Genomic DNA, 26,305 nt, shown 5'->3' with positions numbered 1-26,305 from the left:
GACCAAATCACAAGGTACGCCTTATCCTGCTCGGTGCCGCCGCACTAGAGAGTGTGTCTAACTGCCCGCCGTGCGGGACCGGTCAGCCGTGCTTGGGATGGGGTGCTTTGTCCAGCACACCCTGCGCCCAGTTCAACGTCCACTGGGTGGCCGACAGACCGTCGGAACTCCAGAAATCGGTGGTGGCGTACATCGCGTGGACGGGCTGCCCGGCGCCGCCAGCCAGCGTATTCAGCGTGGTCGGGAGGTTGGCCGGGCTGAACGCCTCCTTCGGCGCCGCGCAGATCAGATCGCCCTGAGCGCAGATCTCATTGGTCCGGGCGTTGAGTGCACCGAAGCCGCCGGGCCGCGCACCGGTCATGGTCAGGCCGAGCCCGGCCAGCACCGGGACCTCGTGCAGGGTGACCTCGGCGCCCACCCCCGGTGGGGTGGGCGGAATGTTGTTGCCAACATCACCCTGACGCCGGCCGTCGGCGATCAACGTCACACCCAGGACCAGGTCCTCGTCGACGGGTCCCAGCCCGTTGCCGATGTCGCCGGCCACGTCGCCGGCAATCACCGCGCCCTGCGAGAAGCCGATCAACACATAACTGGTCAGCGGGCATCTGTTGTTCATGTCGGTCAGCGCCTTGACCGTCGCGCGGGTGCCTTCGGCGCGGCTGTCGTTGTAGGTCATCTGACCGTCGTTGCTGAGCGGATTGCGGAACTGCGCCGTGTACGGGACGGTGTACGCCTGCACCCGGCCGGCCGGGAGCTGCTGGCTGATCGGGCCGGTCACGTTGAGCAGCAACGCCCGCGGAAACTGCACCGGGTTCAGCGGGTCATCGGTCGGCCACGATTCCCAGGTGCCCGGCACCGACACCAGCTGCACGTCGGGGCACGACGCGTCCTGCGTGGCGGGCCGGGGTTTGCGGTGCTGGGAGGTCGTCGGACCGGTCGGCAGCACGCCGGGCGGGACGGCGCTGGGCGCGGTGTCCCGATGACGCAGCAGCATCACCCCGGCCACGATGACCAGCGCCACCACCAATGCCATCGAACCCGCAGCCAACCAGGCAAGGCGGCGGTGTCGGCGGCGGCGGGCAGCGTTCTTGGCCATGTTCTCCTGCTAACAGAGTCCGGGTCGGGGCTGGGTGAGTCTGCGCGCGGCATGCGCAGCGTCGCGCTCTACCAGTCACCCGCGCGGCGTGCGGAACGACCGCCCTCCGCCGCGCTCCCTACACGGTACCGGCTGCCCTACGGCCCGAAGATCGTCAGCGAATGGCGCCGACGATGTCGCCGGACATGGCGCCCAGCTGGCCCGCCCAGGAGCCCCATCCGTTGTCGCCGCCGCCCGGGAAGTCGAAGTGCCCGTTGTGGCCGCCGACCTCGCGGTAGTGCTGGTAGAAAGACCGGCTGTTGCCCATCGCTGCATCCTGGGCGCCGAGCATGGCTGCGGGGTTGCTGGCGCCGCCCATGGTCGGACTCCAGACCCACACGCGGGTGTTGTTCGCGGCGAGCAGCGCCTCGTGCACCCACGGGTCGTGCCACTTCCACCGACCCAGCTGCGGGGCTCCCCACATGCCGTTGCCGTCCACGCCACCGAATTGCTGCAACCCGGCCAGGATCGCGCCGTTGGTGAAGGTCTCCGACGGGTAGAGGAACCCGGACAGCGAGCCGGCGAAGCCGAAGCGATCGGGGTGGAAGGCCGCCAGCGCCATCGCGGCGTACCCGCCCTGAGACGCGCCCACCACGCCGTGTCCGCCGGGCGCCAGGCCCTTGTTGGCGGCCAGCCAGTCCGGCAGCTCACTGGACAGGAAGGTGTCCCACTGCTTGCTGCCGTCCTGCTCCCAGTTGGTGTACATGCTGAACGCGCCACCGGCCGGGGCCGCCACCGAGATGCCCTTGCCGGCCAGGGTGTTCATCGCGTTGCCCGCGGTGACCCAGTTGCTGACGTCGGGGTGGGCGTCGGCGGCGTCCAGCAGGTACACCGCGTGCGGTCCACCGGCCAGGAACGCCACCGGGATGTCGCGGCCCATCGCCGCCGACGGCACCATCAGGGTCTCGTACGGGGCGGCCGTGGCCGGGCCCACCGGGCCCAGTGCCCCTCCTGCCGTCAGACCGCCGAATGCGATTGCCAACACGGCAACGCAGAGCAGCCTCAGCAGCACCGACAGACCCCTCATGTCCACCTCCATCGAGTACGCGACAGCCAGACAGCCCGCAAGGTAGCTAACCACACCGGTATCGATCGGATAAAGGGGCGCTGACTGGCCAACGACCAACGGCGGCGACCCGGGTGGGTCGCCGCCGTCAGTTGCGTTTCGATCAGCGCGGTTTAGGTGCCCGCGGTGGGGGCGGGGGCCGCAGTGGCCGGACCCGCTCCGGGGGTGGCCCCCAGCGTCGACTGGAGGTCGCCCTTCATCGCGTTCAGCTGCGCACCCCAGTACGGCCAGTCGTGCGTGCCGTTGGCGTCGAAGTTGAACACCGCGTTGTGACCGCCGGCGCCGTTGTAGGCCGTCTGGAACTTGATGTTGCTGTCGCGGACGAAGCCCTCGAGGAACTTGGCGGGCAGGTTGTCGCCACCCAGCTCGGACGGCTTGCCGTTACCGCAGTAGATCCAGATGCGGGTGTTGTTGGCCACCAGCTTGCCCACCTGCAGCGTCGGGTCGTTGCGCGCCCAGGCCGGGTCGCTCGTGGGACCCCACATGTCGTCCTTCTTGTAGCCACCGGCGTCGCCCATGGCCAGGCCGATCAGCGACGGGCCCATCCCCTGCGACGGGTCCAGCAGCGCCGACAGCGAGCCGGCGTAGATGAACTGGTTCGGGTGGTAGGCGGCCAGGATCAACGCGGACGAACCAGCCATCGACAGACCCACCGCAGCGCTACCGGTCGGCTTGACCTGCTTGTTGGCGGCGAGGTAAGCGGGCAGCTCGCTGGTCAGGAAGGTCTCCCACTTGTAGGTGGTGCAACCGGCCTTACCGCAGGCCGGCTTGTACCAGTCTGAGTAGAAGCTGGACTGCCCGCCGACCGGCATGACGACCGCCAGGCCGGACTGCAGGTACCACTCGAACGCCGGGGTGTTGATGTCCCAGCCGTTGAAGTCTTCCTGGGCGCGCATGCCGTCGAGCAGGTACAGCGCCGGGGCGTTGGCGCCACCGCTCTGGAACTGGATCTTGACGTCGCGGCCCATGGCCGCCGAGGGCACCTGCAGGTATTCCACCGGCAGGCCGGGCCGCGAGAACGCACTCGCAGTCGCCGAGCCGCCAACGAAACCGACCAGACTCGCCAGCATGGCGGCGCCGACAGCACCCACCGCGAGTCGGCGCGGCATACCTGTCACGGCGCCACGAAACTTGTCAACAAGCTTCATCCTTGCTTTCCTCATCCTCATCCTTGTGGCACGTCCTTACGCATCGATGTGCTTGGGGGCGCGTCCCGAATTGGGTCAGACTGCACGCACGCGGCGCTGCAGTGCTTCTGTAGTCAACCACACGTTGCGGGAGACGCTCTCCTCCGGGACGCCGCCACCGGCCCCTTTCGGAGCGGTTTTGACATCGTTGACGCCACTGAATCCGCGTCGGACAGCGGGGTTCACCCGTGTGCCAACTGTCGAGTGCGTGCTGGTAACGGCTCTGATTCGATTTAGCTGTCGGGTTCGGGCCCGGGGCGCCGGCCGCCGGAGTGGGGGCGGGCGAAAAAAATTCTCGGTGACCTCTACTACCGCGGTCAATCACGGGGTGGATCGGGCGGCACCTGCGGCACCTCGAGCCCGCACTTGATCAGTTCGTTCAGCGGGATCCGATCGATGCGGTACTTGGTGAACTCGTAGGCGTGCAGCACGTTGGACGCGAACCGGCGCACACTCATCGGTGCGCGGACCGAGTTCAACACCGCCTGGGTGGCCGGACAGCGCAGCGCCGCCTCCGCCTCGGCCACCCACTGCCGGCTGAGGTAGCCCGGGATCCCCGGCGGCCACTTCACCCACGGCCCGTCGGCCACCACCCAATCGGGGAACAAATTCTTGTCGTGACCGATCCTGCCGTGCTTCAACCGCTCGGTGTGCGCGGCCAACGGGTTCGCCAGTCCGATCTGGTCGAGCACCCGGACGTCGAGTCCCACGTTCATGCCCAGCATGCCCAGGTTGGTGAAGAACACCGCGTGCTGCGGTTTCTGGGTCGCCGGGATGCCCGGGGCGCTGCCCGGCGGAATCATCGGCACCAGGTCCCACTGCGTGTAGTTGCCCGACGGCAGCAGCAATGCCCCCTCCGGGGTGTTGTTCAGCGCCACCAGCACGGCGGCCATCCGCGGGTAGTCCAGGTAGTCGGCCGCGGTCAACGGGTGCGCACGACCGGTGGCCTGGGCGTAGAAGCGACGCTCGTCGACGATGCCGGAGTAGGTCACGTGGGTGGCGTCGTCGCCCATGCCCGGCGAGTTCGCCGCCCACAGCGACCACCCCGCCACGCCCAGCCACAGCACGCTGACCACCCCGGCCAGCCAGTACCCGGTCTCCCGGCTGTCATCCTTGCCGTCCGGGATCACCACCGGTATCACCGCGACCGGAGCCAGCAAACAGAACAACGGCGTCAGCAGCACTCTGGCGTGCATGAAGTCGCCACCCTGGCGGATCCAGTAGAACCCCTGCAGCAGGCCGCTGACGACGATGAAGATCACTACAGCCGTCGGGCTCTGCACCGCCCGGGCGACCCGGCCGTAGTCCGGCGCCAGCGTGGGCCGCAAGAACGACGGCCGCCGGCGCGCGCCCGCCAGCACGACAGCGAGCGGGACCAGCAGCAGCAGCGGCAGCCAGAGCAGGTAGGGCTGGTTGAAATTGTCCAGATAGATCATGCCCTGGGACCATTTGTCGCCGCCGGCGTCCTTGGCGAGCGCGGTCCCGGGCACCAGTAGTGCGTAGTACCCCATCCGGAAGATCTGGTAGCCCACCGGCAGCAGGCCGCCGGCGATGACGATCAGGGCCCGGCGACGCCAGTTGCGGGCCGCGATCAGCATCATGATCAGCGCCGCCCCGCCGATCAGTGCCAACTCCGGTCGCACCAGCACGCTGCACCCCGCGACCACGGCCAGCGCCAGGATGAAGGCCCGGCTCTGCGGGCGGACCCGCAGCGGTTGAGCCCAGCAAACCATCATCCACCACAGCAGGCCCAGGTATGCCAGCACCAGCCCGTTCTCCAGACCGGAGGTGGCGAAGTCACGGGCCGGTGGCACCGCGATGTAGACCAGCGCCCCGGCCGGCAGCAGGATCGCCTGGCGACCCCGCAGGCTCGGCGCGTACAACCGGGCCGTCCCCAGCATCAGCAGCACCACCCCGAGCACCGACAGGGTCAGCGCCGCGGCCAGCGCGACGTACTCCAACCGCAGCGGCCCGCCCACCCAGCTCAGCAGGTAGAGCAGGTAGGTCCAGACCGTGGAGGTGTTGGCCTCCACCCGCTCGCCCATGTTGAACACCGGCCCGTTGCCGGCCAACAGGTTTCGCACCGTGCGCAACACGATGAGCCCGTCATCGGCGATCCAGCGGCGCTGCCAGGCCCCCCAACCGAACAACACCGCGACGACCGCGACGCTGATCCACAGGCTGACCCGCACCGTGACGGTGTAGGGGAACACCGGCCACCTGACCCGACGGACCGCAGGCCGACGGAGCTCTCCCGTCTGCCGCGCTGCGGCCTGGATGGCCCGGAAACGTTGACTAGCCGAAAGCAACAGCAGCACCCACTGTTGCGATCCACGCCAGCGCCAGCAGTTGCAGCACCCGGTCGCGCAACGCGATGTCCTCGGGTTCCCCGGCCAGACCGCCGTCGACGTCCACGGCGTAACGCAGGATCGCGATCGTGAACGGGATCATCGACACCGCGTACCAGGAGCCCTTGTCGCCGTCCCGCTCGAACGCCCACAAGCCGTAGCAGAGCACCACTGCGGTGGCCGAGAGCGTCCAGACGAACCGCAGGTAGGTACTGGTGTACCTCTCCAGCGACTTGCGGATCTGCGCCCCGGTGCGTTCGGCCAGTTGCAGTTCGGCGTAACGCTTGCCGGCCACCATGAACAGCGACCCGAAGGCGGCGGTCAGCAGAAACCATTGCGACAGATGGGTGTTGGTGGCCGCGCCCCCGGCGATGGCCCGGATCAGGTACGCCGACGACACGATGCAGACGTCGAGCACCGCCTGGTGTTTGAGGCCGAAGCAGTAGGCCAGCTGCATGGCGAGGTAGATCGCCATCACCACAGCGAGGTTCGAGGTCAACCAGTACGAGATGCCCAGGGATGCGGCGCCCAACACCACCGCCAACGCGTAGGCCAGCCATTCGGGCACCACCCCGGCCGCGATCGGCCGGTACCGCTTAGTGGGGTGTTCGCGGTCGGCTTCGACGTCGCGCACGTCGTTGACCAGGTACACCGCCGAAGCGGCCAGGCTGAACACCACGAAGGCCACCCCGACCTTGCTGCCGATGTCCGCCCAGTCGTAGCGCTGGCCCCGGCCCGCCGCCGCCAGCGGCGCCGCGAGCACCAGCACGTTCTTCACCCACTGCCGCGGGCGGATCGCCTTGATCACTCCGGTGACCAGGTTGCCCGGCGGTCCGGCCACCTTGGTCTGCTCGCTGGTTTCGTCGGCTACGTCTTTGCTCATCACAGCCACCTCTGTTGCGCCGCGCTGTCCAGCCGGACGGCCGTCGCGGCAACGCCGGCGCCCAGTGCCACGCCGACGGCCACGTCGCTGGGATAGTGCACGCCCAGCAGTATTCGGGACAGCGCCATGGGCGCCACCAGGGCCACGCTCACCACCGCCGCCGGCAGACCCGCGGCCCGGGCCAGCAGGATTGCCGCGGCCGTCGTCGAGGTGGCGTGCGCCGACGGGAAGCTGAGGTTGCTGGGGGTGGCGACGTTGACCGCGACGGCCGGATGCCGCGGTCGTTGACGCCGCACCACCCGCTTGACCACTACGGCCGCCGCATGTGCGGCGAATGCGCCTGCCCCGGCGACCAGCCACTCCCGGCGCCGGCGCGGCGACCGGAAAGCCCCGAGCGCAGATACGATCAGCCAACCCAGGCTGTGTTCACCGAAATACGACAGCGCGCGCGCCGTGCCGAGCACTCCGGGCCGCTGCGCCAGCATCGACTGGACGGCCACCATGGCGGCGATCTCGCCGGACGGCGGCTCCCCTGGCGGCAGGGCTTCAGCCATGGTGCGCGGCCGCGTCCGACATCGGGAACAGCACCGACTCCCACTTCTGCTTGCTGGACAGCACCGGCAACGCGTCCCGGTACACCCGCCGCATCTCGTCGAACCGGCGAGCCAACCGACGTTGGCGGCGCAGCGACTGCCGCAGCAGCGAGAACATCTTGGCCCGGTCCCGCTGCCGGTAGACCACGCCGCACCCGTCCGCGGTGGTGACGGTGACCCCGTCGACCGTGCACAACCGGAACCAGCGCGCGTCCTGGGTGGGCACGTTGTACTGCGGACGCCGATGGGTCTGGGGGTCGGCGGCTTTCAGGTTGTGCAGGATCCCGCGGGTCAGCCGGTAGCCGATGGTCACCGGGTTCACCGGCGGCTTCATCGCCGCGGTGCGGTACATCGCCGGGGGCAACTCGGTGGCCGCCGGCAGCACCACCGCGTCGGGATACTCCTTGCGCAGGCGATGCACTTCCGGCAGCCCGGATTCCAGGATGGAGAAGATGTGTTCGGGCCCGGCCAGGAAGTCGTCGATGGCCCTGTTCTGGATCGCGACCGTCGAATATTCAAGGCAGGCAAGATGTTTCAGCGTCGCCTTGAGGTGGCTGCGGATCAGACCGGACACGTCGCCGTCCCAGTGCATCGCGGCGACCACCAGCCGGTTGCGCAGATGGAAGTAGGCCTGCCAGTCGATGGCGTCGTCCTTGTCGCTCCACGCCATGTGCCAGATCGCCGCACCGGGCAGCGTGACGGTGGGATAGCCGTGCTCGGCGGCACGCAGCCCGTAGTCGGCGTCGTCCCATTTGATGAACAGCGGCAGCGGCTGACCCAGTTCCTCAGCGACCTGACGCGGGATCATGCACGTCCACCAGCCGTTGTAGTCGACGTCGATGCGACGGTGCAGCAGTTTGCTCTTGTCCTCGTCGTCGTTGAGCGGGTATTCGGCGAAGTCGTGGTCGTAATCGGTGTGCGGCGCGGCGGTCCACATGAAGTTCGTCCGATCCACCACCTCGCCCATGATGTGCAGGTGCGAGGGCTCCTGCAGGTTGAGCATCTGACCGCCCACCAGCATCGGCGCCTTGGCGAACCGGTTCATCGCCAGGATCCGCAGGATCGAGTCCGGCTCGATGCGGATGTCGTCGTCCATGAACAGGATCTGTTGGCAGTCGGTGTTTTTCAGTGCCTCGTACATCACCCGGCTGTAACCGCCGGAGCCGCCCAGGTTCGGCTGATCGTGGATGGACAGCCGGCTGCCGAGGCGCTGCGCGGCGGCGGGGAAGTCCGGGTGGTCACGGACTTTGCGGGTGCCCTGATCCGGCACGATCACCGCGCCGATCACCTCGTCCACCAACGGATCAGAGGTGAGTTCGCGCAGCGCGTTGACACAGTCGGAGGGCCGGTTGAACGTCGGGATCCCGACGGCGACGTTGGCGATTCCCGGCGCCTGCGTCGCGGCGTGCCAACCGCCGCTCAATAGCGTCACCGCGGTGTCGGTGGTGATGTCGAACCAGATCCAGCCGCCGTCCTCGAACGGCTTGAGCGCCACCTCGATCTCCAGCAGCGCGGGGGTGTCCTCAGTGCCGGCGAACGGGTGTCCTTCGATGAAGATGCGCGCCCCGGTGGCCTTGGTGCGGTAGAGGTCGACGCGGCCGGCGCCGGTCAGTTCGACGCGCAGCACCACGGTTTCGCAGACAGACCAGCGCCGCCAGTAGCTGGCCGGAAAGGCGTTGAAGTAGGTCGCGAACGACACCTCGGACTCCGGGCCGATCTGCAGCGAGGTGCGGCTGGTCGCGTGGGCACGCCGCGCGTTGGTGGTGGATTCCTCCAGGTACAGCTTGCGCACGTCGAGGGGCTCCCCCGGGCGCGGCAGGATGATGCGGGACAGCAGGCTGGCGGCACTCATACCGACGCTCCCTCCAGGGGTGCGCCGTCGCGCAGGTGCGGCGCGAGGACGTTGTCGTACATGCTCAGAGCGCTGGCGATGGCCATATGCATATCCAGATACTGGTAGGTGCCCAAGCGTCCGCCGAACAGCACCTTCGCTGCTGCGGTCTCGGACTTCGCCCTGGTCCGATAGGCGGCCAACAGGGCGCGGTCGGCCTCGGTGTTGATCGGATAGTAGGGCTCGTCGTCGTCTTCGGCGAACCTGGAGTACTCCCGCATGATCACCGTCTTGTCGGTCGGGTAATCGCGCTCGGCGTGGAAGTGGCGGAACTCGTGGATGCGGGTGTAGGGGACTTCGGGGTCGTTGTAATTCATCACCGGGGTGCCCTGGAAGTCGCCGATCGGCAGCACTTCCAGCTCGAAATCCAGGGTGCGCCAGCCCAACCGGCCCTCGGCATAGTCGAAGTAGCGGTCCAGCGGCCCGGTGTAGACCACGGGCGCGTCGGGGCTGGCCGCGCGCAACTCGTCGCGCACGTCGAACCAGTCGGTGTCCAGCCGCACCTCGACCCGCTCGTGGACGGCCATGTTCTGCAGCCATGCGGTGTAACCGTGGACCGGCAGACCTTCGTAGGTGTCGCTGAAGTACCGGTTGTCGAAGGTGTAGCGCACCGGCAGCCGGGTGATGTTGGCCGCTGGCAGTTCCTTGGGGTCGGTCTGCCACTGCTTTGCGGTGTAGCCCTTGACGAACGCCTCGTAGAGCGGCCGGCCGATCAGCGAGATGGCCTTCTCTTCCAGGTTCTGCGCGTCGGCGGTGGCTATCTCGGACGCCTGCTCGGCGATCAGCTCACGCGCTTGCTGCGGGGTGAAGTAACGCCCGAAGAACTGCGAGACCAGGCCGAGCCCCATCGGGAACTGATAGGCCTGCCCGTTGTGCATCGCGAACACCCGGTGCCGGTAGTCGGTGAACTCGGTGAACTGCCGCACGTAGTCCCACACCTTCTTGTTGGAGGTGTGGAACAGGTGCGCACCGTATTTGTGCACCTCGATTCCGGTCTGCGGCTCGGGTTCGGAATAGGCGTTGCCGCCGATGTGCGGGCGCCGCTCAACGACGAGAACCCGCTTGTCGAGTTGGGTGGCCACGCGCTCGGCGATCGTCAGGCCGAAAAATCCGGAGCCGACGACGAAGAGGTCGTAGCGACCGAAAGGAGAAGTCATCGGTTGCCTAGGGTATCCGACCGTGCCGCCGAAACTTGCTTTGGCGGGTCCTGCAGGCGCGGGTTTCCCAGGTACGGCCGCGCCGCACGGCGAGCCGTCGGTTGAACGTCACACCTGTGAACCACTCACCTCACGATTAGGTCTCGTCACACCAGTCACATCAATCCCACTCGTACCATCAGTGGTGCGGGTTTCATGCCTGCACCCCGATCACATTGAGGAGACTTCCGTGCCGAACCGACGCCGACGCAAGCTCTCGACAGCCATGAGCGCAGTCGCCGCCCTGGCGGTCGCGAGTCCGTGCGCGTACTTCCTTGTCTACGAATCGACCGCCACCACCACGCCGGTGGAACACCACGAGTTCAAGCGCGCAGCCAGCGTCGCCGACCTGCCCAGCGAGCTGATATCGGCGCTGTCGCAAGGGCTCTCGCAGTTCGGGGTCAACCTGCCGCCGGTTCCTGCGCTGGGCGGCACCTCCGCCAGCAGCGGGCTGGGCACCACGCCCGGTCTGGCCAGTCCCAGCCTCGGTGGCACCGGTCTGAGCCCGGGCCTGTCACCGACCACACCCGGATTGCCGGGCACCTCGTTGTCACCGGCCACCGGTTTGGCACCGACCCTCGGTGCAACCGGAGCGGGCGCCAACCCGGCACTGAGTGACCCGGGGCTGACCAGCCCGACCGGGGTGGCACCGGGACTGTCCGGCACGACCGGTCTGAGCCCGGCCACCGCCGCCGGCACCGGTGAGGTGCCGATCGCGGCACCGGTCGGGTTGGACCCCGGCGCCGACGGCACCTATCCGATCCTGGGCGACACCTCGGGCCTCGGCGGCGGCGGCAGTGGGACCGGCCTCTCGCCGGTCAGCCCGGCGGCCACCGGCAGCAGCGGAGGCGGCGGACTGGTCAGCGACCTGATGCAGGCGGCCAACCAGCTGGGTGCCAGCCAAGCCATCGACCTGCTCAAGGGCCTGATCATGCCGGCCATCATGCAGGGTGTTCAGGGCGGCGCCGCTGGCGCTCCGGCGGCCGCCGGCGCCACACCCGCACTTCCCTCGATTCCCGGCATTCCCGCCGCTGCCGCTATTCCCGGTGCCGCGTCTGCGATTCCGGGGGCGGCATCGGCGATACCTGGCGCCGCATCCGCGATACCCGGTGCCGCGGCGGCCGTGCCCGGTGCAGCGGCTGCCGTGCCTGGCGCGGTAGCAGCGGTGCCCGGCGCCATCCCGGCAGCGGCCGCCGCCGTACCACCGGTGTAACAACCGTCCGAACCTGTCACCAGACGACACCGCAGAGTCCCACCCAATCCTCTGCGGTGTCGTCGACAGTTTCTGGCGGGTAAAGCCGTGTCGCCTCAGTAGAAACATTCGTCACACACGTAACATCGCCTGGTGGCCCGCAGTCACGCACCGACCATGCTTGTCACCGCATTCGCGGCGACGGTCGTCATCGTGTCCTGGGTCTTGCTCGGGATGCCCACCCGATCTCCCGTCGAACCACCCGCCGCGGACACCCGGCTGGCCGAGCAACCGTTGATCGGGCTCGGCGGCGGGGTGACGGTCCGCGAACTCACCCAGGACGTGCCGTTCGCCATGGTCGCCTTCACCGGCGACCTGGCGGGCACGTCCGCCCGGGTGCGGGCGAGGCGAGCCGACGGGTCCTGGGGGCCCTGGTATCAAACGGAGTACCAGACTGCGGCGCCCGCCGGATCGGGTTCGGCCGACGACCCGCGCAGCACCGACCCGGTCTTCGTCGGCACCACCACCGCCGTGCAGATCGCCGTCACCAGGCCGGTCGACGCACCGGTGACTCAGGCGCCGCCGGCGCCCGCCGACCGAACCGGGCTGGGCTACCGGCCGGTCACCAAGGAACAACCGTTCGGGCAGAACATCACCGCGGTCCTCATCTCGCCGCCGCAGGCGCCCGCCGAGCAGCACTGGAATCCCCCGGCGGGAGTGCTGATGCCGGGCCAGGCGCCGCCCATCACTAGCCGTGCCCAGTGGGGCGCCGACGAATCGTTGCGCTGCGGCAGCCCGCAATACGACCGCGCGGTCCGGGCCGGAGTAGTGCACCACACCGCCGGTAGCAACGACTATTCGCCGCTGGAATCGGCCGGCATCGTCAAGGCGATCTACACCTACCACAGCAAAACCCTGGGCTGGTGCGACATCGCGTACAACGCACTCGTCGACAAGTACGGTCAGGTGTTCGAGGGCAGTGCCGGCGGCCTCACCAAGGCGGTCGAAGGATTCCACACCGGCGGTTTCAACCGCGAGACCTGGGGCGTGGCGATGATCGGCAACTTCGACGACGTGGCACCCACCCCGATCCAGCTGCGCACCGTGGGCCGACTGCTCGGCTGGCGGTTGAGCATGGCGGAAGTCGACCCCAAGGGCACGGTGGACCTCGAATCAGAAGGCGGCTCCTACACCGTCTTTCCGGCCGGCGCGGTGGCGAAACTGCCTGCCGTCTTCACCCATCGCGACGTCGGGAATACCGACTGCCCCGGCAATGCGGCGTATGCGTTGATGGACGAGATCCGCGACATTGCAGCACATTTCAACGATCCGCCCGAGGAGCTGATCAAGGCTCTGGAGGGTGGCGCGATCTACCAGCACTGGCAGCAGATGGGCGGCATGAGCAGCGTGCTGGGCGCCCCGACATCACCGGAGGACGACGGGGCCGGCGGATCGCGGTTCGCCACCTTCGTCAAGGGCGCGATGTACTGGTCGGCCGCCACCGGCGTGCAGCCGGTCACCGGCGCCCTCTACGACGCATGGGCGGCGCAGAGTTACGAGCGCGGGCCGCTCGGTCTGCCCACCAGCGCCGAGATTCACGAACCGCTGCAGATCACGCAAAACTTCCAGCACGGGACGCTCAACTTCGAGCGCCTCACCGGCAACATCACCCAAGTGATGGACGGGATCACCACGCCGCTCTCGACGCAACCGCCGAGCGGTCCGAACGTTCCGCCGGAACACTTCTCCCTGCCCGCCCATCCGCCCAACTAGTCTGACCGGGTGCCCGAGACCCCGTACCTGACGATCGATCTGGATCGGGTACGCGACAACTTCCGGGCGCTTCGGGTGGCGTTGCCCGATGCGCAGATTCGCTACGCCGTCAAAGCCAATCCCGCCGCACCGATTCTGCGGGCACTGGCCGGCCAGGGCGCCGGGTTCGACGTCGCCTCCACGGGGGAGATCGACGCCTGCATCACAGCCGGAATCGAGGGTGCGCGGCTGGCGTTCGGGAACACGATCAAGAAGTCGGCCGCGGTGGCCCGCGCACACGCGCGCGGGGTCCGTCGGTTCGCGTTCGACACCGCAACCGATCTGGTGACGATCGCCGAGCACGCGCCCGGCGCGGAGGTGGAATGCCGTATCGCGCCGGTCTTTCCGCCGTCGGTGACGCCATTCGGTGACAAGTTCGGGTGTGCGCCGGATGCCGCGTCTGACTTGCTGCATCGCGCCGGTGAACTGGGGTTGGCGGCTCGGGGTGTCTGCTTCCATGTTGGTTCACAACAACTCGACGTCGGTGCGTGGGAACTTGGGATTGCTTGTGCTGCTCAGCTATTCGATGAAGTCCCCGGTCTCACGACGATCAATGTGGGCGGCGGGTTTCCCATCGGTTACCTGGCGCAGGCACCCTCGCTCGAGGCTGTCGCGCTCGGCATCAGATCGGCGGTGCAACGACACTTCGGTTCGCGTGCAGTACAACTCGTCGTGGAACCGGGGCGTGGAATCGTCGGGACCGCCGGCACCCTCGAATGCGAGGTGGTGTCGGTGCGCACCGGTACCGACGGACGGCGCTGGGTGTATCTGGACGTGGGCCGCTACGGCGGACTCGCCGAAACCGAGAACGAGTACATCCGCTACCGGTTCCGCACCGTGCGTGACGGCGACCCGGTCGAGGATGCCGTGGTCGCGGGCCCGACGTGCGACGGCGACGACGTGCTCTACCAGCGTTGTCCGCTACCGGTCACGCTCGAGCCGGGTGATCGGGTCCGCATCGAGCACGCCGGTGCGTACACCGCCAGTTATGCATCGGTGAACTTCAACGGATTCTCGCCGTTGCCAACCTATTTCGACGCCGCTACCGAGGTGGGCCAGACGATCGTGGAGCCACTGGCGCCCGGGCTGACTCGCCACTGGCAGCTGTCCGGCGTCGTCTGCGACGTACACACCGATTATCAGCATCTGGTGATCGGCCGCACCCGGCAGGGCATCGCGTTGTTCAGCGACGGTGACCGGCAGAGCACCGAATTCAGTCAGCTGGTCTATCACGAGGCGCTCCTGGTGCCCGCGCTGTTGCTGGCCGACAAGATCGATCGGGTGCTTGTCGTGGGTTCCGGCGAGGGGGTGGTGAGCCAGCTGGCCGTCGCCGCCGGTGCTACCCAGGTCGACCACGTCGATATCGACCGTGCGGCGGTCCGGCTATGCGCGCAGCACCTACCCTACGGCTACTCGGTGGACGAATTGCGCAGGGCAGAGCGAGGACTGGGCCCGATCGCCGTTTACTACCGGGACGGCTGGGACTTCGTGGAGCACGTCACCGAGCCGTACGACATTGTGGTGATCGACCTTCCGGACGAGCACGCCGAACCCGCCCAGCACAATCGGTTGTACGAGCAGAGCTTCCTGCAGCGGTGTCGCGAGATCGGCCGTGTCGTCGTCGGTCAGGCCGGCTGTCCGACGCTGTGGCGCGACGAGACGCTGCGGCAGTCCTGGCGGCGGTTCCACGAAACGTTCGGCACAGTGGTCTATTTCGGCAGCGTCGAACACGAGTGGGCATTCCTGACCGGCTTGTCCGGGCCCGTTCAGGACGATCTTGTCGCGACGATGACAGCGCGGTTGCCGACGCTGGGTTACCGACCGCTTACCATCGATGCAGCCTCCTTGGTGACTTCCACGATTCCGCCGAAGTCTCTGCGCGGGTAGGTTTTTCCGCGTCTTCAGGGTCAGGTTTTCGTTCGGCATGATGCATGCAGTTGGTGCGGGGTTGGCCGTAGTCGAGGTGTTCGGGTGGGTGCCATTCGGTGTCGCCGAGTTTGTTTTTGCAGGTGTAGTAGTTGAGTAGTTCGACCATCCTGTTGTGCGGCCCACAGGCCAGCGTGAGATTGTCGATTTCGGTGCGTCGGGTTTCCAGCCATGATTCGACATGGTGGACTTGGGTCCAATATCCGGGCACGGTGCAGCCGGGTGCGGTGCAGCCGCGGTCTTTAGCGAGCAGCACCAGGCGTTGTTCCGGGGAGGCCAGGCGCTTGCCGTGGTAGAGCGCCAGGGTCTTGTCCTTATCGAACACCGCGAGATAGTCGTGTGCGTGCGAGGCCAAGCGGATCACGTCGGCCATCGGTAGCAGGGTGCCCCCGGCGGTCAGGGCGCGTCCGGCGCCGGCCTCCAACTCGGCCAGCGTGGTGGTGATCACGATGCTGGTCGGCAGACCGTGATGTTGACCTAAGGTCTTGGACTCCAGCAAGATCCGCGCCGCGGTCTGCAGGGCGTCGTGGTAGCGCTGGTCGCGGTTGCGGGCGTCGCGGCCCACCGCCTCTTCAGAGGCTCGGCCTTCGATGATCGGGGACGCGTCGTCGGGGTTGCACATTCCCGGAGCGCCGAGTTTGGCCAAAACCGGTTCCAGGGTGGCACGGCATTCCGGGGTGATCATGCCGCTGATCTTCGACATTCCATCGGCTTGTTGGCGGCCGAGAGTGATGCCGCGTTTGCGAGCGCGTTCGGGCTCGTCGGGCATGAAGTCGCCGTCGGGTTTGAGGCAGTCTTTGTAGACGCGGGCGTAGTCGGTCAGTTGGTCGGGGCGAAACCCCGTGGCGATCACCACCAGTTTGTATTCGGCTTCGGTGCGCGCGGCGGCATCGACGCTAGTGGGCAGTTTGGTGAAGAACTTCTGAATGATCTCCACCTGTTCGGTCCCGATCAGCCCTTTACGTTCGGCGGTGGCAACCTCGGGCAGCGCCGGCCCCAAGGGTTCACCGGTCAGCGCCCGGCGCGGACCCAGATCCGCGGCTTGGTTGATCATCCGATTGGCTTCAGACTTGCTGACCCGCAGCCGGTTGGACAACGCCTGACCCAGCGTGCCGCCGAGTTCAGCGTTGGTGGCCACCACCGCCAACTGGTTGATGACGGCATGCCCGGGCACCCGCAACTTTCGGGTGATGCGCTCCAGGCGCTCCCGGGTCACCAACAGCTCCGTGGTACCTGGCGCCTCAAAGGTCAACTCACACAGTCGATCCGCGAACGATTCGAGACCGTCGAGAGCCTCGACGATCTCCGTACACGTACTGCCCGACATACCCCGCATTCTATGGAGGGGCACCGACAACAACTGGCCAAGATCAAGCAGCGCAGCCGATTTCACCTATGCCGACTAGGCGGATGCCCACACCACCGGGTATGGGCGCGGGTGAATGCGGCCGTCTCGGCATAGCCGAGGCGGCGTGCGGTCTCCCCGACCGTCAGCCCAGACCGGAGCAATTCAGTCGACAACGCGGCACGGACCTCGTCGAGCAGCGCGCGGTAACTCGTACCTTCCGCGGCCAACCGACGATGCAGGGTTCGCTCGGTGATGCACAGATCCTTCGCGACGGCACTCATCGGCGGAATTGCTCTGGAGTCCTGAATGATTCGCGTGCGGACGGCCGCGGAAACCCCGGTGCGGACACGACGCCGGTTCAGCAGGTCCTCACACTGCCGGATGCAGATCGCCGCGGTCTGCGCGTCGGCCGCTGGCATCGGCAGATCGATGAGGGCCGCCGGCATCACCAAGGCACTGCGCGAGGTGTTCTCCACCATTACGGTCAGCTTGTCGAGTTGCACCGTCTCGACCGGCAACTGCAGGTCCGCGAACTCCACTCGCACGGTGAAGGGCGGGTGGTTGACGCCCAGCAGAAGTGGCAACAGCCGCAACATGATCGCGAAGTCCCGCTCCAGCATGAATCGCCGAACGTCCCGGGGCACCCGCGCGTCATCGAAGACGAGGACCGCCTCGACGTCATCGACCGCCGGGGCGACCAGGCGCAGATAGGTATCCGTGAGGGCGGCGTAGCGGCACGCGACGTCGATCGCGTCCCCGAAGGTCGGACTGGCCATCAACGCAAAGCCGAAGATGCCGGTGTCGGCCAAGTTGTACTGCATTCCGGTTTCCATGCCGAGACCGGGTTGGTCACCCAATCGCGCAATCAGATTGCGGATCATCGTCAGCTCCTGGGAGGCGTACACCTCGGCTGCCGGATCGGCGAGGTCCGCAGCGGTGAGTCCGCTACCCGCCAGACAGACGGCCGGGACAAGTCCGTGCCGTCGTGCGGTTTCCAGAACGTGCCGCCCCGTAGCGGAGGACAGGGCGACATCCCAGTTCGCCGACGAGGTCGCCACGTGTCTGAAAATATCAAATACTTGTCCGGTTCGGGCCTTCCCGCACTGTTGAGCTGGGCATAACGTCGTCGTTGTGGCAACCGATCTCCTCAGACCTAGCCCGCGCGCCCTCGTGTCGGCTGCGTACAGTTCCGTCGGCGATCTGTGGCGTCCCGTCGCCACCGGTGGATACCGGGACCTGCGGCGACCGCGGCCGAATTCAGCGCCTGCCGCGGTGCCGCGCACCTCGTTCGATCCAACCCTGCCGGCGAACATCGCCGACCCGTACCCTGCACTGGCGCGTCTGCGCGAGCATCCTGTTGTCGTCAACGAGCGGCTCGGCGTCTGGATGCTCGGGCGTTATGACGACGTGCACTCCGCGGTGCGGCGCAGTGACATCTTCTCGTCGCGGGATGGCATCATGTTGCGCTCGTTCGTAGCCAACATGGTGATCTTCAGCAACCCCCCGGATCACACCCGACTGCGGCACGTCGTCGCGCCCTTATTCAGCAAACGTGCCGTTCAGACCTGGACGGCCGAGATCCGTGCGTTGGCGAATGAGGCGGTCGCCGGCCTGAATGCGGGACGAACCGTCAATCTGGTTCCGGCACTGACGGTTCCGATGCCGATCAACGTGATCGCCAGAATCCTGGGCATCCCGCGGGAGCAATGGCCCGGATTTCGGGCGGTCTCGGAAAAGTTCGCACAGATCTTCGGTCCCCAGAGTCTGTCGGAGATCGTGCGCTTGATGGGATCGGCGATGCAGGCCTATCTGCGGCTGCGCTGCTTCTTTGACACCGAAATGCGCAGTCGGGCAACGCAACCCGCTGAAGATTTGATGACCCTCCTGCAGGCGGCGACGGCCGCCGGTCAGCTGTCCGAACAGGAGGCGTTCCTCTACGTGCTGGTCCTGCTGGTGGCCGGCAACGAAACGACGACCAACCTGCTCGGCATGCTGCTCGTGAGGCTGGCCGAAGAACCAGACCTGTTCGCCGAATTGAAGGCAGATCGCAGCCTGCTACCAGCCGCCGTGGAGGAGACAGCGCGGTGGGGATCGCCGGTGCAGTGGGTGACCAGAACCGCCACCGTCGACTATCAGGTGGGCGACACGTTAATACCCAGAGGCGCAAAGACATTGCTGTTCTACGCTTCAGCCAATCGGGGTCCGGAGAAGTTCGCGGACCCCGACCGATTCGACCTTCATCGCAACACGACGGGGCATCTGGCATTCGGCCACGGTCTGCACTTCTGCCTGGGCGCACATCTCGCCCGGCTCGAAGCCGTCACCGCCATCGACTGCCTGCTCGACGAGGTCGACGGGCTGGAGTTGGCCGGACCGGTGCGGTGGTGCACCACCCCGTCGCTTCGAGGTCCGGTGTCGGTGCCGTTGCGCCTACAACGCTGAGGTATCGCGAATTCGCACCGTAGGCAGGCGCCGCGACATAGGCTCCGTTCAACGAGCGCGAGTGGTCTGCGGGAGGAAGCCTGATGTCAGTCGTCTACACAGTGCCGGACTTGATGGTCGCAGCGTCCGACAGTCTTGCTGACCTCCGCTCCAGTCTGCAGGCAGCAACCGCGGCCGCCGCCGGCCCCACTGCCGAGGTTGCCGCCGCGGCGTCCGACGAGATCTCGGTGGCCGTCTCGGCCCTGTTCGGCGCCTTCGGCCAGGAGTTCCAGGCCGTCAACACCCAGGCGGCGGCCTTCCATGCGGACTTCGTGCGGTTGCTGAACACCAGCTCGGCCGCATACCTCAGCACCGAAATCGCCAATGCCGAACAGACTTTGGCCGGTGCGGTCAATGTGCCGTTCCAGTCGCTGCTGGCCGGTGGTGCCGCTGCAGCTCCGGGCGGGGCCTATGCGCAACTGTTCACCAATACGGTCACCAACCTGCAGTCCCTGGGTAGTGCATGGGCCGCGAACCCGTTCCCGTTCCTGCGGCAGTTCCTCGCCAACCAGCAGGGCTATGCCCAGCAGATCGCGGCTGCCATTGCGAACTTCCCGGCCAACCTGCCGAATCTGCCGGCAACCATCGAGGCCGCCATTCGGCAGGCACTGTCGTTCAACCCGGCGGCCTTCCTCCAGCAGTTCATCGCGGTACAGACCGGGTTCGCTCAGACGTTCGTCAGTGCGGGCATCAGCGGGATCACCGGGCTCGTCACGGGCTTGCCGAACTTCGTATCGGGCTTGGGGGTTGCGACGCAGAGTTTGTTGGCAGGCAACTTCACCGGTGCGGTGAGCGACTTCGGCAAGGCCGCCTTGGGGCTACTGGTCACGGGTGTCGCCCCCGGCCAGGTCGTGATCGGCGGCACTGTTCCCGACATCACTGCGACGTTGCATCCCACGCTGCTCGGTCCGCTCGGGGATCTGTTCACCATCATGAACATTCCCGGACAAGAGGCGCAGTACCTGACCGATCTGATCCCGCCGTCCATTCCGCGGCAAGTGGCGCAGAACATCACCAACGTGATCAATACGCTGACCGTCCCGAGCATCTCGGCCGAAGCGGAGTTGCATCTACTGAACCTGCCCGCATCAACGCTTGAAGCATTCTTCGGATTGCCGCTCGTCGCTACCTACGCCGCGGCAGGTGCACCGCTGGCGACGCTGAATGCGGTAGCGACCAGCGCAGAGACTTTCGCGCAGGCACTGGCAGCGGGCGATTATCTCGGGGCGGCAGCCACGCTGTTCGATGCGCCGGCAACGGCCTTGAACGGCTTCCTCAACGGCCACACGGCTATTGATACAACGATCAACGTCCCGATACCGCTGCTCGGCATCGACGTGAGCGTCGTGCTGCACTTGCCGTCCGACGGGCTACTCGTTCCGCCCCATCCGGTCACTGCGTCCATCAATGTGCCCGATATCCCGACGCCTCTGCTGACCATTCCGGGGACCACCATTCCAGTCACCATTTTCGGCACACCGTTCTCCGGCCTCATACCGCTGCTGGTGAACTACGCGCCCCAGCAACTCGCCCTGGCCATCACACCGTCCTAGATAATCGCCACCGACACCACAATGCCGAGTGCGAACTGCGCGGCGGCGACCATCAACGCGTCGTAACTGAACGCGTCGTCGTAGAACAAGCCGTGCATGTCGATGCCGATCACCAGGGCCGCGATGCGCATCATCACCACCTGCGCCGTGATTCCGACGAGCCCGAAGACCGCCGAGGCGAGCAGACCTCCCGCCAGATTGCCCGACGACGAGTAGATCGCCACCACCACAATGAATGCCATGCTGACCATTCCGGCCGCCGACACGATGATCGCGTTGGGCTTTCCCGCATTGACCATCTTTCGCAGCGGCCCCGGCGTGGTCAGATCGATCGCGTAGAACCCGATGATCATCAGCACCAACCCGAGGATCGAGTACAGGATGATGGCCGCGGCACCACTACCGAGCCAGCTCCAGTAGTCCGAATGCGGCAACGCCACAACGCTTGTCGTCATCGGTGATCTCCGTTCACTTCAGAGGGATTCGGTGGGGGACGAAGGCCGCGCCGTCGTCGGTGATCAGGCCGGCGGTCTCCCGGATGCCGAGCCCCGCCGAGGTGTCACCGACGACCCACGCGCCCAGCGCGGGCCGCATGTCGTCGAATTCCGGTAGCGGGTCCAGCAACTGGTAGACGAAGCCCTCTTCGCCGTAGAAGCCGCCGGTGGCGGTCTCCATCCCGGCGCCGACGACGGTGACGTTGGCGCCCTCCCGACCCAGCTTGGGCTTGCGCACATACTCGGTGAGCTCGTGCGGATCATCGAGGTAGGCGGGCAACAGGTTCGGGTGCCCCGGATACATTTCCCACAGCACCGCCAGGATCGCCTTGTTCGACAACAGGGTCTTCCACAACGGCTCTATCCACATCGTCTGCGGCAGGCTGGACACCACGTGCTTGCCGAATTGGTCGTCGAGCACCCACTCCCAGGGATGCAGCTTGAAGATGGCCCGGATCGGATCCTCCGCCAAGTCCACGAACCGTTCCAGCGCCGAATCCCAGCCCACGTCCTCAACCAGCAGCCCGACCGCCTGGAAGCCGGCTTCGGCCGCTGTCTCCATCATGTAGGTTGTGGTGATCTGGTCCTCTCCGGTGGCCTCGACACCGGACCAGGCGAAGTGTAATTCGTTGCTGGGCAACAGATCCCGGACTGTCTTCCAGCGGTCGACCAGTTGTTCATGCAAGGAATTCCACTGGTCATCCTGGGGGAATTTGTCTTTGAGCCAATACCATTGCACGATCGCCGCTTCGAGCAGCGTGGTGGGCGTATCGGCGTTGTATTCGAGCAGCACCGCCGGCCGTCGTCCGTCGTATCGTAAATCGAAGCGGCCGTAGACATGTGGGTCGGAACGACGCCACGACTCGGCCACATGCGGCCAACTCCATTCCGGCAGGCCGAAATCCGAGTACCGCTCCATCAGCACCACTTGCTCGACGGCATTCAGGCACATCGAATGCAGCAGTTCGACATCGGCTTCCAGTGCCAGGATCTCGTCCATCTCGAATTCGTAGTAGACCGACTCGTCCCAGTACGGCCGGTCGGCACCTCCCGCGTCACGCGCCGGCGTCCCATAGACCAGGCCCTGCGATTGCACCGTCTGCTGCCAGTTCGGGCGCGGCTGCGTCCTGCCGCGCTTCACGAACCACCGCTCCCGGCCTTGCCGCCGCTGCCACCGATTCCGCCACGCTGAATTGTGCTGCCCGACTTGGTGGTGACGTGCGCCCCCTTCGGAATGCTGGTGGTCCCACCGGTGGGCCGCTGGCCGACCGAACCCGAGCTGCCGTAGTAGTAGCGGTACTGGTGGCCACCCCAGAAGAAGAAACCGTTCAGGCCGGCGGTGTGACCGGTGCAATAACTGTCCGGGACGATCACGGGCTGACCGCTCGGATCGTCCTGAACACATTGAGCTGTCACGTGATCCGGCGTCAGCAGCCAGTAACCGACACCCGCGACGAGTCCCACCACCCCGACGGCGGCCGCGGAACCCATCAGAATGCGCTTCTGCCGCTTGCGCTTAGCCTCGGCCGCCAGCCGTACCTGTTCCGCTTCGCGCTGCTGGTCTTCGTATTTCTGGCGGGCCCGCAGTTCCGCCGGGGTCGGTGGTCGGGGCTTCGCGGTGGCCGCGTCCTGGAAGTGCATGCCGCCGACGGGTTTCGGCGGCATGGCGGGCCGCTCCCGCGGCGGCTTGGCCGGACGGTTCGCACCGAAGGCGCTCTTGCGCGGCCCGTCCGGGGGACTCGGCGGGGTATTCGGCAGCAACTTCGGCGGCCCTGGCGGCTTACCCGCCGCAGGCAGCTCAATCTTCCCGTGCGGCAGCAGCTTTGGCGGCGGCTGCGGGTTCGGCTCGTCGGGTCCGAGCGGACCGGATTCGCGTTCTTCGGACCCACCGCCGTCCGGTGGGTCTGCCTCTGACCCCACTAGCTGCCCTCCGGTCCCCGAATCGCGACCACGCGGGCAGTCTCCCACATCGCAGCGGAAATCAAGACCACCAACGTTCCAGCACGCGGGCGACACCGTCGTCGGTGTTGGGCGCGGTGACTTCGTCGGCCGCGGCCAGCGCTTCCGGATGCGCGTTTCCCATGGCGATACCCCGGCCGGCCCGCAGCAGCATCGGTACGTCGTTGGGCATGTCGCCGAAGGCGATCGCGTCCGCGACGCTGATTCCCAGCGGCTCGGCCACCGCGGCCAGGCCGGTGGCCTTGCTGATGCCGCGCGGCACCACCTCGAGCAGACCGTTGTTGGTGGAATACGTCAGGTCACCTTCGTCGCCGACGTGCCCGGCCAGCGCGGCCGCCATCTCCGCGCTGGACGCGCCGGCCTTGCGGATCAGCAGCTTGACCGCGGGCGCGCTGAGCAGGTCCTCGAACGAGACCTCGGTGTTGTCCGGGTTGAGCCACGCGTGTTCGTAACCCGGTGAGCTGATGAACTGCGGGGTCGCCGAGTCGTGTGCGCGTTCGCCGATCCGCTCGACCGCGAGCCCGGCTCCGGGTATCACCCGTCGGGTGATGTCGGCCAGCGCCGCCAGCGTCTCGACGGACAGCGTGCGTGCCGAGATAACCCGATCGTGTTCGGGGTCGTAGATGACGGCGCCGTTGGCGCACACGGCGGTCGGCGCGAAACCGAGGGCCTCGACGACCGGCCTGATCCAGCGCGGCGGACGACCTGTCGCCAACACGAAGTGGGCGCCGCCGGCGACTGCGGCCTGCACCGCGGCACGGGTGCGGGGGGTGAGGGTCTCGTCCTCGTTGAACAGGGTGCCGTCGACGTCGCACCCGATGAGCCGGGGTGGGTTCAGCAAGGGGATCCGGGTGTCGTCAGCGTGGTCCGCCTTCTTTGCGCTTCTTCGACGCCGCACCGCTCTGCTCGCGCTTCTGTGCGCGCTCGGCCAGTTCGGCGATGCGGAATTCTTTCGATTCGTCCGGGGTCGGCGCACTGCCGCCGAGGCGCCGCGGCACCCAGTACTCGCCTTCGGGGTGCGGATACTGCTCTTGCACCCAGTACAGCATCGACTCCATCGCCTGCCGCAGCGTGGCGTTGTATTCATCGACACTGCCCATCGGCCACAGCGGCGGGCCGATCGCCGCGGTGATCGGGACCTTACTGCGCACCAGTTTCTTGGGGTGGTCCTTGGGCCAGATCCGGTGGGCGCCCCACACGATCATCGGGATGATCGGCACGTTCGCCTCCATCGCCATCCGCACCGCGCCGGTCTTGAACTGGCGCAGTTCGAAACTGCGGCTGATGGTCGCCTCGGGGTGCACCCCCACCAGTTCGCCTTCTCGCAACCGCTGCACCGCCACCGCGTACGCCTCAGATCCCTGGCTACGGTCCACCGGGATCAGGTGGATGTGCTTGATCACGTAGTTGACTGCCTTCACTTCGGCCATCTCGGCCTTGATCATGAACCGCAGCCGACGTTTGCGCTCTTTGGCGGCCAACGACGCGGGTATCCAGTCCACGTAGCTGGTGTGATTGAGGGCGATGATCGCACCGCCGCGTTCGGGAATGTTCTCCAGGCCGTAGTAGGTGATCTTGTTGCCGTTCAGCGCCATGGCCGACGGCACGAGATACTCAAGAAACCGGAAGACTGGCTCAGCCATGATCGACTTCTCCCTTCACCCCGAGCGCGGCCGCTGGGACTTGCGCCCGGCGGCACGCGCCGCGTCGTCAGCATCCATCTGCGCAGCCTCCTGCAAGGTCGGCGCCGTACCGCCGAGGCGGTGTGGCACCCAATTTTCGCCAGTTGGATGAGAATAGTTCTGCTGCACCTGGTGCAACAGTGACGTCATCGCCTCGTGCAACAGTTCGGTGGTTCCGGTGACGTCCGGCAACGGCTGCAACGGCGGGCCGATCGCCACGGTGATAGGCACCTTCTTGCGGCCGATCTGCCTCGGCAGGCCTTTGGTCCAGATGCGCTGGGAACCCCAGACGACGATCGGGACGATCGGCACGTCGGCCTCGATGGCCATCCGGGCGGCGCCGCTCTTGAAGTCCTTGAGCTCGAAGCTGCGGCTGATGGTGGCCTCCGGGAAGACGGCAACCGCCTCACCCTCGCGCAACCGTTCCACCGCGGCCGCGTAGGCGTCGGCACCGGCGCTGCGGTCCACCGGGATGGCTTTGTTGTGCTTCATCATGAAGCCGACAATCTTGACCTGCTGCAGTTCGATCTTGACCATGGGCCGCACCCGCCGCCCCCCGGGCCTGCGGAAAGCCAGCGCGGCCAGCGCCCAGTCGATGTAGCTGGTGTGGTTGATCGCCACCACACACCCGCCCTGGGCCGGCACGTTCTCGTCGCCGAGGTAGGTGACGCGGCTTCCGGTGAGCCGGAGGAACGTCCTGGCTACGAATTCGCTGGCGCGGTAGACGGGTTCGGCCACGGGTCAGTGCTCTGCGGAACCGGTGGGATGAGCTCGCTCTTCCCGGCGCGCCGCCTTCATCGCCGCTTCTTCGGCATCCAGCTGCGCCGCCTCGGCCATCGAAGGGGCGCCACCGCCGAGCCGATGCGGCACCCAGAACTCACCCGCCGGGTGCGGCCCGTACTGCTCCTGGGCCTGCATGAGCAGATGCTGCATCCGGGAATGCAGCAGGGCAGTCAATTCGGCGGTGGGCAGGGTGGGTTCGATCGGTTCGCCGACGATGACCTGGATCGGCACCTTGGGCCGGAACAGCTTCTTCGGGTGGTCTTTGGTCCATATCCGCTGGGCGCCCCAGATGACGTGCGGAACGATGGGCACCCCCGCTTCCACCGCCATGCGGGCCGCTCCGGACTTGAACTCCTTGATCTCGAAACTGCGGCTGATGGTCGCCTCGGGATACACCCCGACCAGCTCGCCGGCTTTCAGGTTCTCGACGGCCGCGGCATAGGAGGCGGCCCCGCTTTCCCGGTCCACCGGAATGTGGCGGAAGGCACGCATGAGTGGCCCGGTGAACTTGTGGTCGAACACTTCCTGCTTGGCCATGAACCGCACCTTGCGGCCGAGCTTCTGCCGATAGGCCGGGAGGCCCGCCAGCGTGAAGTCCAGGTACCCGGTGTGGTTGATCGCAACGACGGCGCCCCCGGTGGTCGGTAGATTCTCCACCCCGGTGACTGTGATCTTCAGTCCCTGCACTCGGAATATCAGGCGGGCAATCGTGATGGCAGTGCCGTAAGCCGGTTCCACAGCAATCCAGCCTAGTGCGCCGAGCTGGCACAGAGGTG

22 protein-coding genes are annotated in these 26,305 nt (G+C 66.8%); 5 read left to right on the top strand and 17 right to left on the bottom strand.

The features are described 5' to 3' along the window. Positions 1–82 precede the first annotated feature (82 nt). The 8 genes from culp6 to glf all read right to left on the bottom strand — a co-directional run bounded on the left by culp6 (position 83) and on the right by glf (position 10,260). Positions 83–1,096, bottom strand: coding sequence for a carboxylesterase Culp6 (gene culp6 / locus AC5Y5Z_RS10895; RefSeq protein WP_473138643.1), 1,014 nt, complete (start codon positions 1,094–1,096; stop codon positions 83–85). 154 nt (positions 1,097–1,250) lie between these two features. Continuing rightward, positions 1,251–2,162: an esterase family protein gene (locus tag AC5Y5Z_RS10890; protein WP_463826184.1), complete on the bottom strand. Its 912-nt coding sequence runs from the start codon at positions 2,160–2,162 to the stop codon at positions 1,251–1,253. 152 nt (positions 2,163–2,314) lie between these two features. After that, positions 2,315–3,349: an esterase family protein gene (locus tag AC5Y5Z_RS10885; RefSeq protein ID WP_463826185.1), complete on the bottom strand. Its 1,035-nt coding sequence runs from the start codon at positions 3,347–3,349 to the stop codon at positions 2,315–2,317. A gap of 356 nt (positions 3,350–3,705) precedes the next feature. Continuing rightward, positions 3,706–5,697, bottom strand: coding sequence for a terminal beta-(1->2)-arabinofuranosyltransferase (aftB, locus tag AC5Y5Z_RS10880; RefSeq protein WP_499925087.1), 1,992 nt, complete (start codon positions 5,695–5,697; stop codon positions 3,706–3,708). Further along, entirely contained in the window at positions 5,684–6,619 is a 936-nt protein-coding gene (locus AC5Y5Z_RS10875; RefSeq protein ID WP_499925085.1) for a decaprenyl-phosphate phosphoribosyltransferase, read from the bottom strand. Before AC5Y5Z_RS10875 ends, aftB begins: the two co-directional genes overlap by 14 nt. Next, positions 6,619–7,173: a phosphatase PAP2 family protein gene (locus tag AC5Y5Z_RS10870; protein ID WP_499925083.1), complete on the bottom strand. Its 555-nt coding sequence runs from the start codon at positions 7,171–7,173 to the stop codon at positions 6,619–6,621. Before AC5Y5Z_RS10870 ends, AC5Y5Z_RS10875 begins: the two co-directional genes overlap by 1 nt. After that, positions 7,166–9,064, bottom strand: coding sequence for a glycosyltransferase (locus AC5Y5Z_RS10865; RefSeq protein WP_499925081.1), 1,899 nt, complete (start codon positions 9,062–9,064; stop codon positions 7,166–7,168). Before AC5Y5Z_RS10865 ends, AC5Y5Z_RS10870 begins: the two co-directional genes overlap by 8 nt. Then, the gene (glf, locus tag AC5Y5Z_RS10860; protein ID WP_499925080.1) at positions 9,061–10,260 is read right to left on the bottom strand and encodes a UDP-galactopyranose mutase; all 1,200 of its coding nucleotides are present in this window, start codon (positions 10,258–10,260) and stop codon (positions 9,061–9,063) included. The genes AC5Y5Z_RS10865 and glf overlap by 4 nt, the downstream gene beginning before the upstream one ends. Before the next feature lie 229 nt (positions 10,261–10,489). Here glf and AC5Y5Z_RS10855 point away from each other — a divergent pair, with 229 nt between their 5' ends. The 3 genes from AC5Y5Z_RS10855 (at position 10,490) to AC5Y5Z_RS10845 (ending at position 15,190) form a co-directional block, all read left to right on the top strand. After that, the gene (locus tag AC5Y5Z_RS10855; protein WP_499925079.1) at positions 10,490–11,512 is read left to right on the top strand and encodes a hypothetical protein; all 1,023 of its coding nucleotides are present in this window, start codon (positions 10,490–10,492) and stop codon (positions 11,510–11,512) included. Between the two features lie 156 nt (positions 11,513–11,668). Beyond that, positions 11,669–13,264: an N-acetylmuramoyl-L-alanine amidase gene (locus tag AC5Y5Z_RS10850; protein ID WP_499925251.1), complete on the top strand. Its 1,596-nt coding sequence runs from the start codon at positions 11,669–11,671 to the stop codon at positions 13,262–13,264. Positions 13,265–13,273: 9 nt separating this feature from the next. After that, positions 13,274–15,190, top strand: coding sequence for a spermine/spermidine synthase domain-containing protein (locus AC5Y5Z_RS10845; RefSeq protein WP_499925077.1), 1,917 nt, complete (start codon positions 13,274–13,276; stop codon positions 15,188–15,190). Here AC5Y5Z_RS10845 and AC5Y5Z_RS10840 read toward each other — a convergent pair. Both AC5Y5Z_RS10840 and AC5Y5Z_RS10835 read right to left on the bottom strand, forming a co-directional pair. Next, entirely contained in the window at positions 15,129–16,556 is a 1,428-nt protein-coding gene (locus AC5Y5Z_RS10840; RefSeq protein WP_499925076.1) for an HNH endonuclease signature motif containing protein, read from the bottom strand. The genes AC5Y5Z_RS10845 and AC5Y5Z_RS10840 overlap by 62 nt on opposite strands. Before the next feature lie 62 nt (positions 16,557–16,618). Next, on the bottom strand, positions 16,619–17,635 hold the full coding sequence (locus AC5Y5Z_RS10835; RefSeq protein WP_499925075.1) for an AraC family transcriptional regulator: 1,017 nt from the start codon (positions 17,633–17,635) through the stop codon (positions 16,619–16,621). A gap of 73 nt (positions 17,636–17,708) precedes the next feature. On the opposite strand from AC5Y5Z_RS10835, the gene AC5Y5Z_RS10830 reads away from it, so the two are divergent. Both AC5Y5Z_RS10830 and AC5Y5Z_RS10825 read left to right on the top strand, forming a co-directional pair. Then, positions 17,709–19,019 (top strand): cytochrome P450, encoded by a 1,311-nt coding sequence (locus AC5Y5Z_RS10830; RefSeq protein WP_499925074.1) that lies wholly within the window; start codon positions 17,709–17,711, stop codon positions 19,017–19,019. A gap of 83 nt (positions 19,020–19,102) precedes the next feature. Next, positions 19,103–20,611: a PE family protein gene (locus AC5Y5Z_RS10825; RefSeq protein ID WP_499925072.1), complete on the top strand. Its 1,509-nt coding sequence runs from the start codon at positions 19,103–19,105 to the stop codon at positions 20,609–20,611. On the opposite strand, the gene AC5Y5Z_RS10820 is transcribed toward AC5Y5Z_RS10825, so the two are convergent. From AC5Y5Z_RS10820 to AC5Y5Z_RS10790, 7 genes are all read right to left on the bottom strand, one after another. Continuing rightward, entirely contained in the window at positions 20,608–21,066 is a 459-nt protein-coding gene (locus tag AC5Y5Z_RS10820; protein ID WP_463826196.1) for a DUF350 domain-containing protein, read from the bottom strand. The two genes, AC5Y5Z_RS10825 and AC5Y5Z_RS10820, sit on opposite strands and share 4 nt — an antisense overlap. A gap of 13 nt (positions 21,067–21,079) precedes the next feature. Then, complete coding sequence (locus AC5Y5Z_RS10815; RefSeq protein WP_463826197.1) at positions 21,080–22,246, bottom strand: glutathionylspermidine synthase family protein; 1,167 nt, start codon at positions 22,244–22,246, stop codon at positions 21,080–21,082. Then, the gene (locus AC5Y5Z_RS10810; RefSeq protein ID WP_499925071.1) at positions 22,243–23,025 is read right to left on the bottom strand and encodes a hypothetical protein; all 783 of its coding nucleotides are present in this window, start codon (positions 23,023–23,025) and stop codon (positions 22,243–22,245) included. The genes AC5Y5Z_RS10815 and AC5Y5Z_RS10810 overlap by 4 nt, the downstream gene beginning before the upstream one ends. A gap of 61 nt (positions 23,026–23,086) precedes the next feature. Continuing rightward, positions 23,087–23,905 (bottom strand): HAD family hydrolase, encoded by an 819-nt coding sequence (locus AC5Y5Z_RS10805; RefSeq protein ID WP_473138654.1) that lies wholly within the window; start codon positions 23,903–23,905, stop codon positions 23,087–23,089. A gap of 16 nt (positions 23,906–23,921) precedes the next feature. Beyond that, positions 23,922–24,707, bottom strand: a complete 786-nt coding sequence (locus AC5Y5Z_RS10800) for a lysophospholipid acyltransferase family protein (protein WP_463826200.1) — start codon at positions 24,705–24,707, stop codon at positions 23,922–23,924. A 15-nt stretch (positions 24,708–24,722) separates the two neighbouring features. Then, the gene (locus tag AC5Y5Z_RS10795) at positions 24,723–25,484 is read right to left on the bottom strand and encodes a lysophospholipid acyltransferase family protein (RefSeq protein ID WP_499925070.1); all 762 of its coding nucleotides are present in this window, start codon (positions 25,482–25,484) and stop codon (positions 24,723–24,725) included. 3 nt (positions 25,485–25,487) lie between these two features. Then, positions 25,488–26,267: a lysophospholipid acyltransferase family protein gene (locus AC5Y5Z_RS10790; RefSeq protein ID WP_463826202.1), complete on the bottom strand. Its 780-nt coding sequence runs from the start codon at positions 26,265–26,267 to the stop codon at positions 25,488–25,490. Between the last annotated feature and the right edge of the window lie 38 nt (positions 26,268–26,305).

The sequence above is a fragment of the Mycobacterium sp. NGS29 genome (assembly GCF_059812965.1).
Note: the sequence above shows the minus strand (reverse complement) of the source record. Positions and strands in the feature narration are given on the sequence as shown.

Excerpts from the sequence above, each read along its gene's own strand:
- culp6 (WP_473138643.1), bottom strand. The coding sequence starts at position 1,096 with ATGGCCAAGAACGCTGCCCGCCGCCGCCGACACCGCCGCCTTGCCTGG.
- AC5Y5Z_RS10890 (WP_463826184.1), bottom strand. The coding sequence starts at position 2,162 with ATGAGGGGTCTGTCGGTGCTGCTGAGGCTGCTCTGCGTTGCCGTGTTG.
- AC5Y5Z_RS10885 (WP_463826185.1), bottom strand. The coding sequence starts at position 3,349 with ATGAAGCTTGTTGACAAGTTTCGTGGCGCCGTGACAGGTATGCCGCGC.
- AC5Y5Z_RS10875 (WP_499925085.1), bottom strand. The coding sequence starts at position 6,619 with ATGAGCAAAGACGTAGCCGACGAAACCAGCGAGCAGACCAAGGTGGCC.
- AC5Y5Z_RS10870 (WP_499925083.1), bottom strand. The coding sequence starts at position 7,173 with ATGGCTGAAGCCCTGCCGCCAGGGGAGCCGCCGTCCGGCGAGATCGCC.
- AC5Y5Z_RS10865 (WP_499925081.1), bottom strand. The coding sequence starts at position 9,064 with ATGAGTGCCGCCAGCCTGCTGTCCCGCATCATCCTGCCGCGCCCGGGG.
- glf (WP_499925080.1), bottom strand. The coding sequence starts at position 10,260 with ATGACTTCTCCTTTCGGTCGCTACGACCTCTTCGTCGTCGGCTCCGGA.
- AC5Y5Z_RS10850 (WP_499925251.1), top strand. The coding sequence starts at position 11,669 with ATGCTTGTCACCGCATTCGCGGCGACGGTCGTCATCGTGTCCTGGGTC.
- AC5Y5Z_RS10840 (WP_499925076.1), bottom strand. The coding sequence starts at position 16,556 with ATGTCGGGCAGTACGTGTACGGAGATCGTCGAGGCTCTCGACGGTCTC.
- AC5Y5Z_RS10825 (WP_499925072.1), top strand. The coding sequence starts at position 19,103 with ATGTCAGTCGTCTACACAGTGCCGGACTTGATGGTCGCAGCGTCCGAC.
- AC5Y5Z_RS10820 (WP_463826196.1), bottom strand. The coding sequence starts at position 21,066 with ATGACGACAAGCGTTGTGGCGTTGCCGCATTCGGACTACTGGAGCTGG.
- AC5Y5Z_RS10800 (WP_463826200.1), bottom strand. The coding sequence starts at position 24,707 with ATGGCTGAGCCAGTCTTCCGGTTTCTTGAGTATCTCGTGCCGTCGGCC.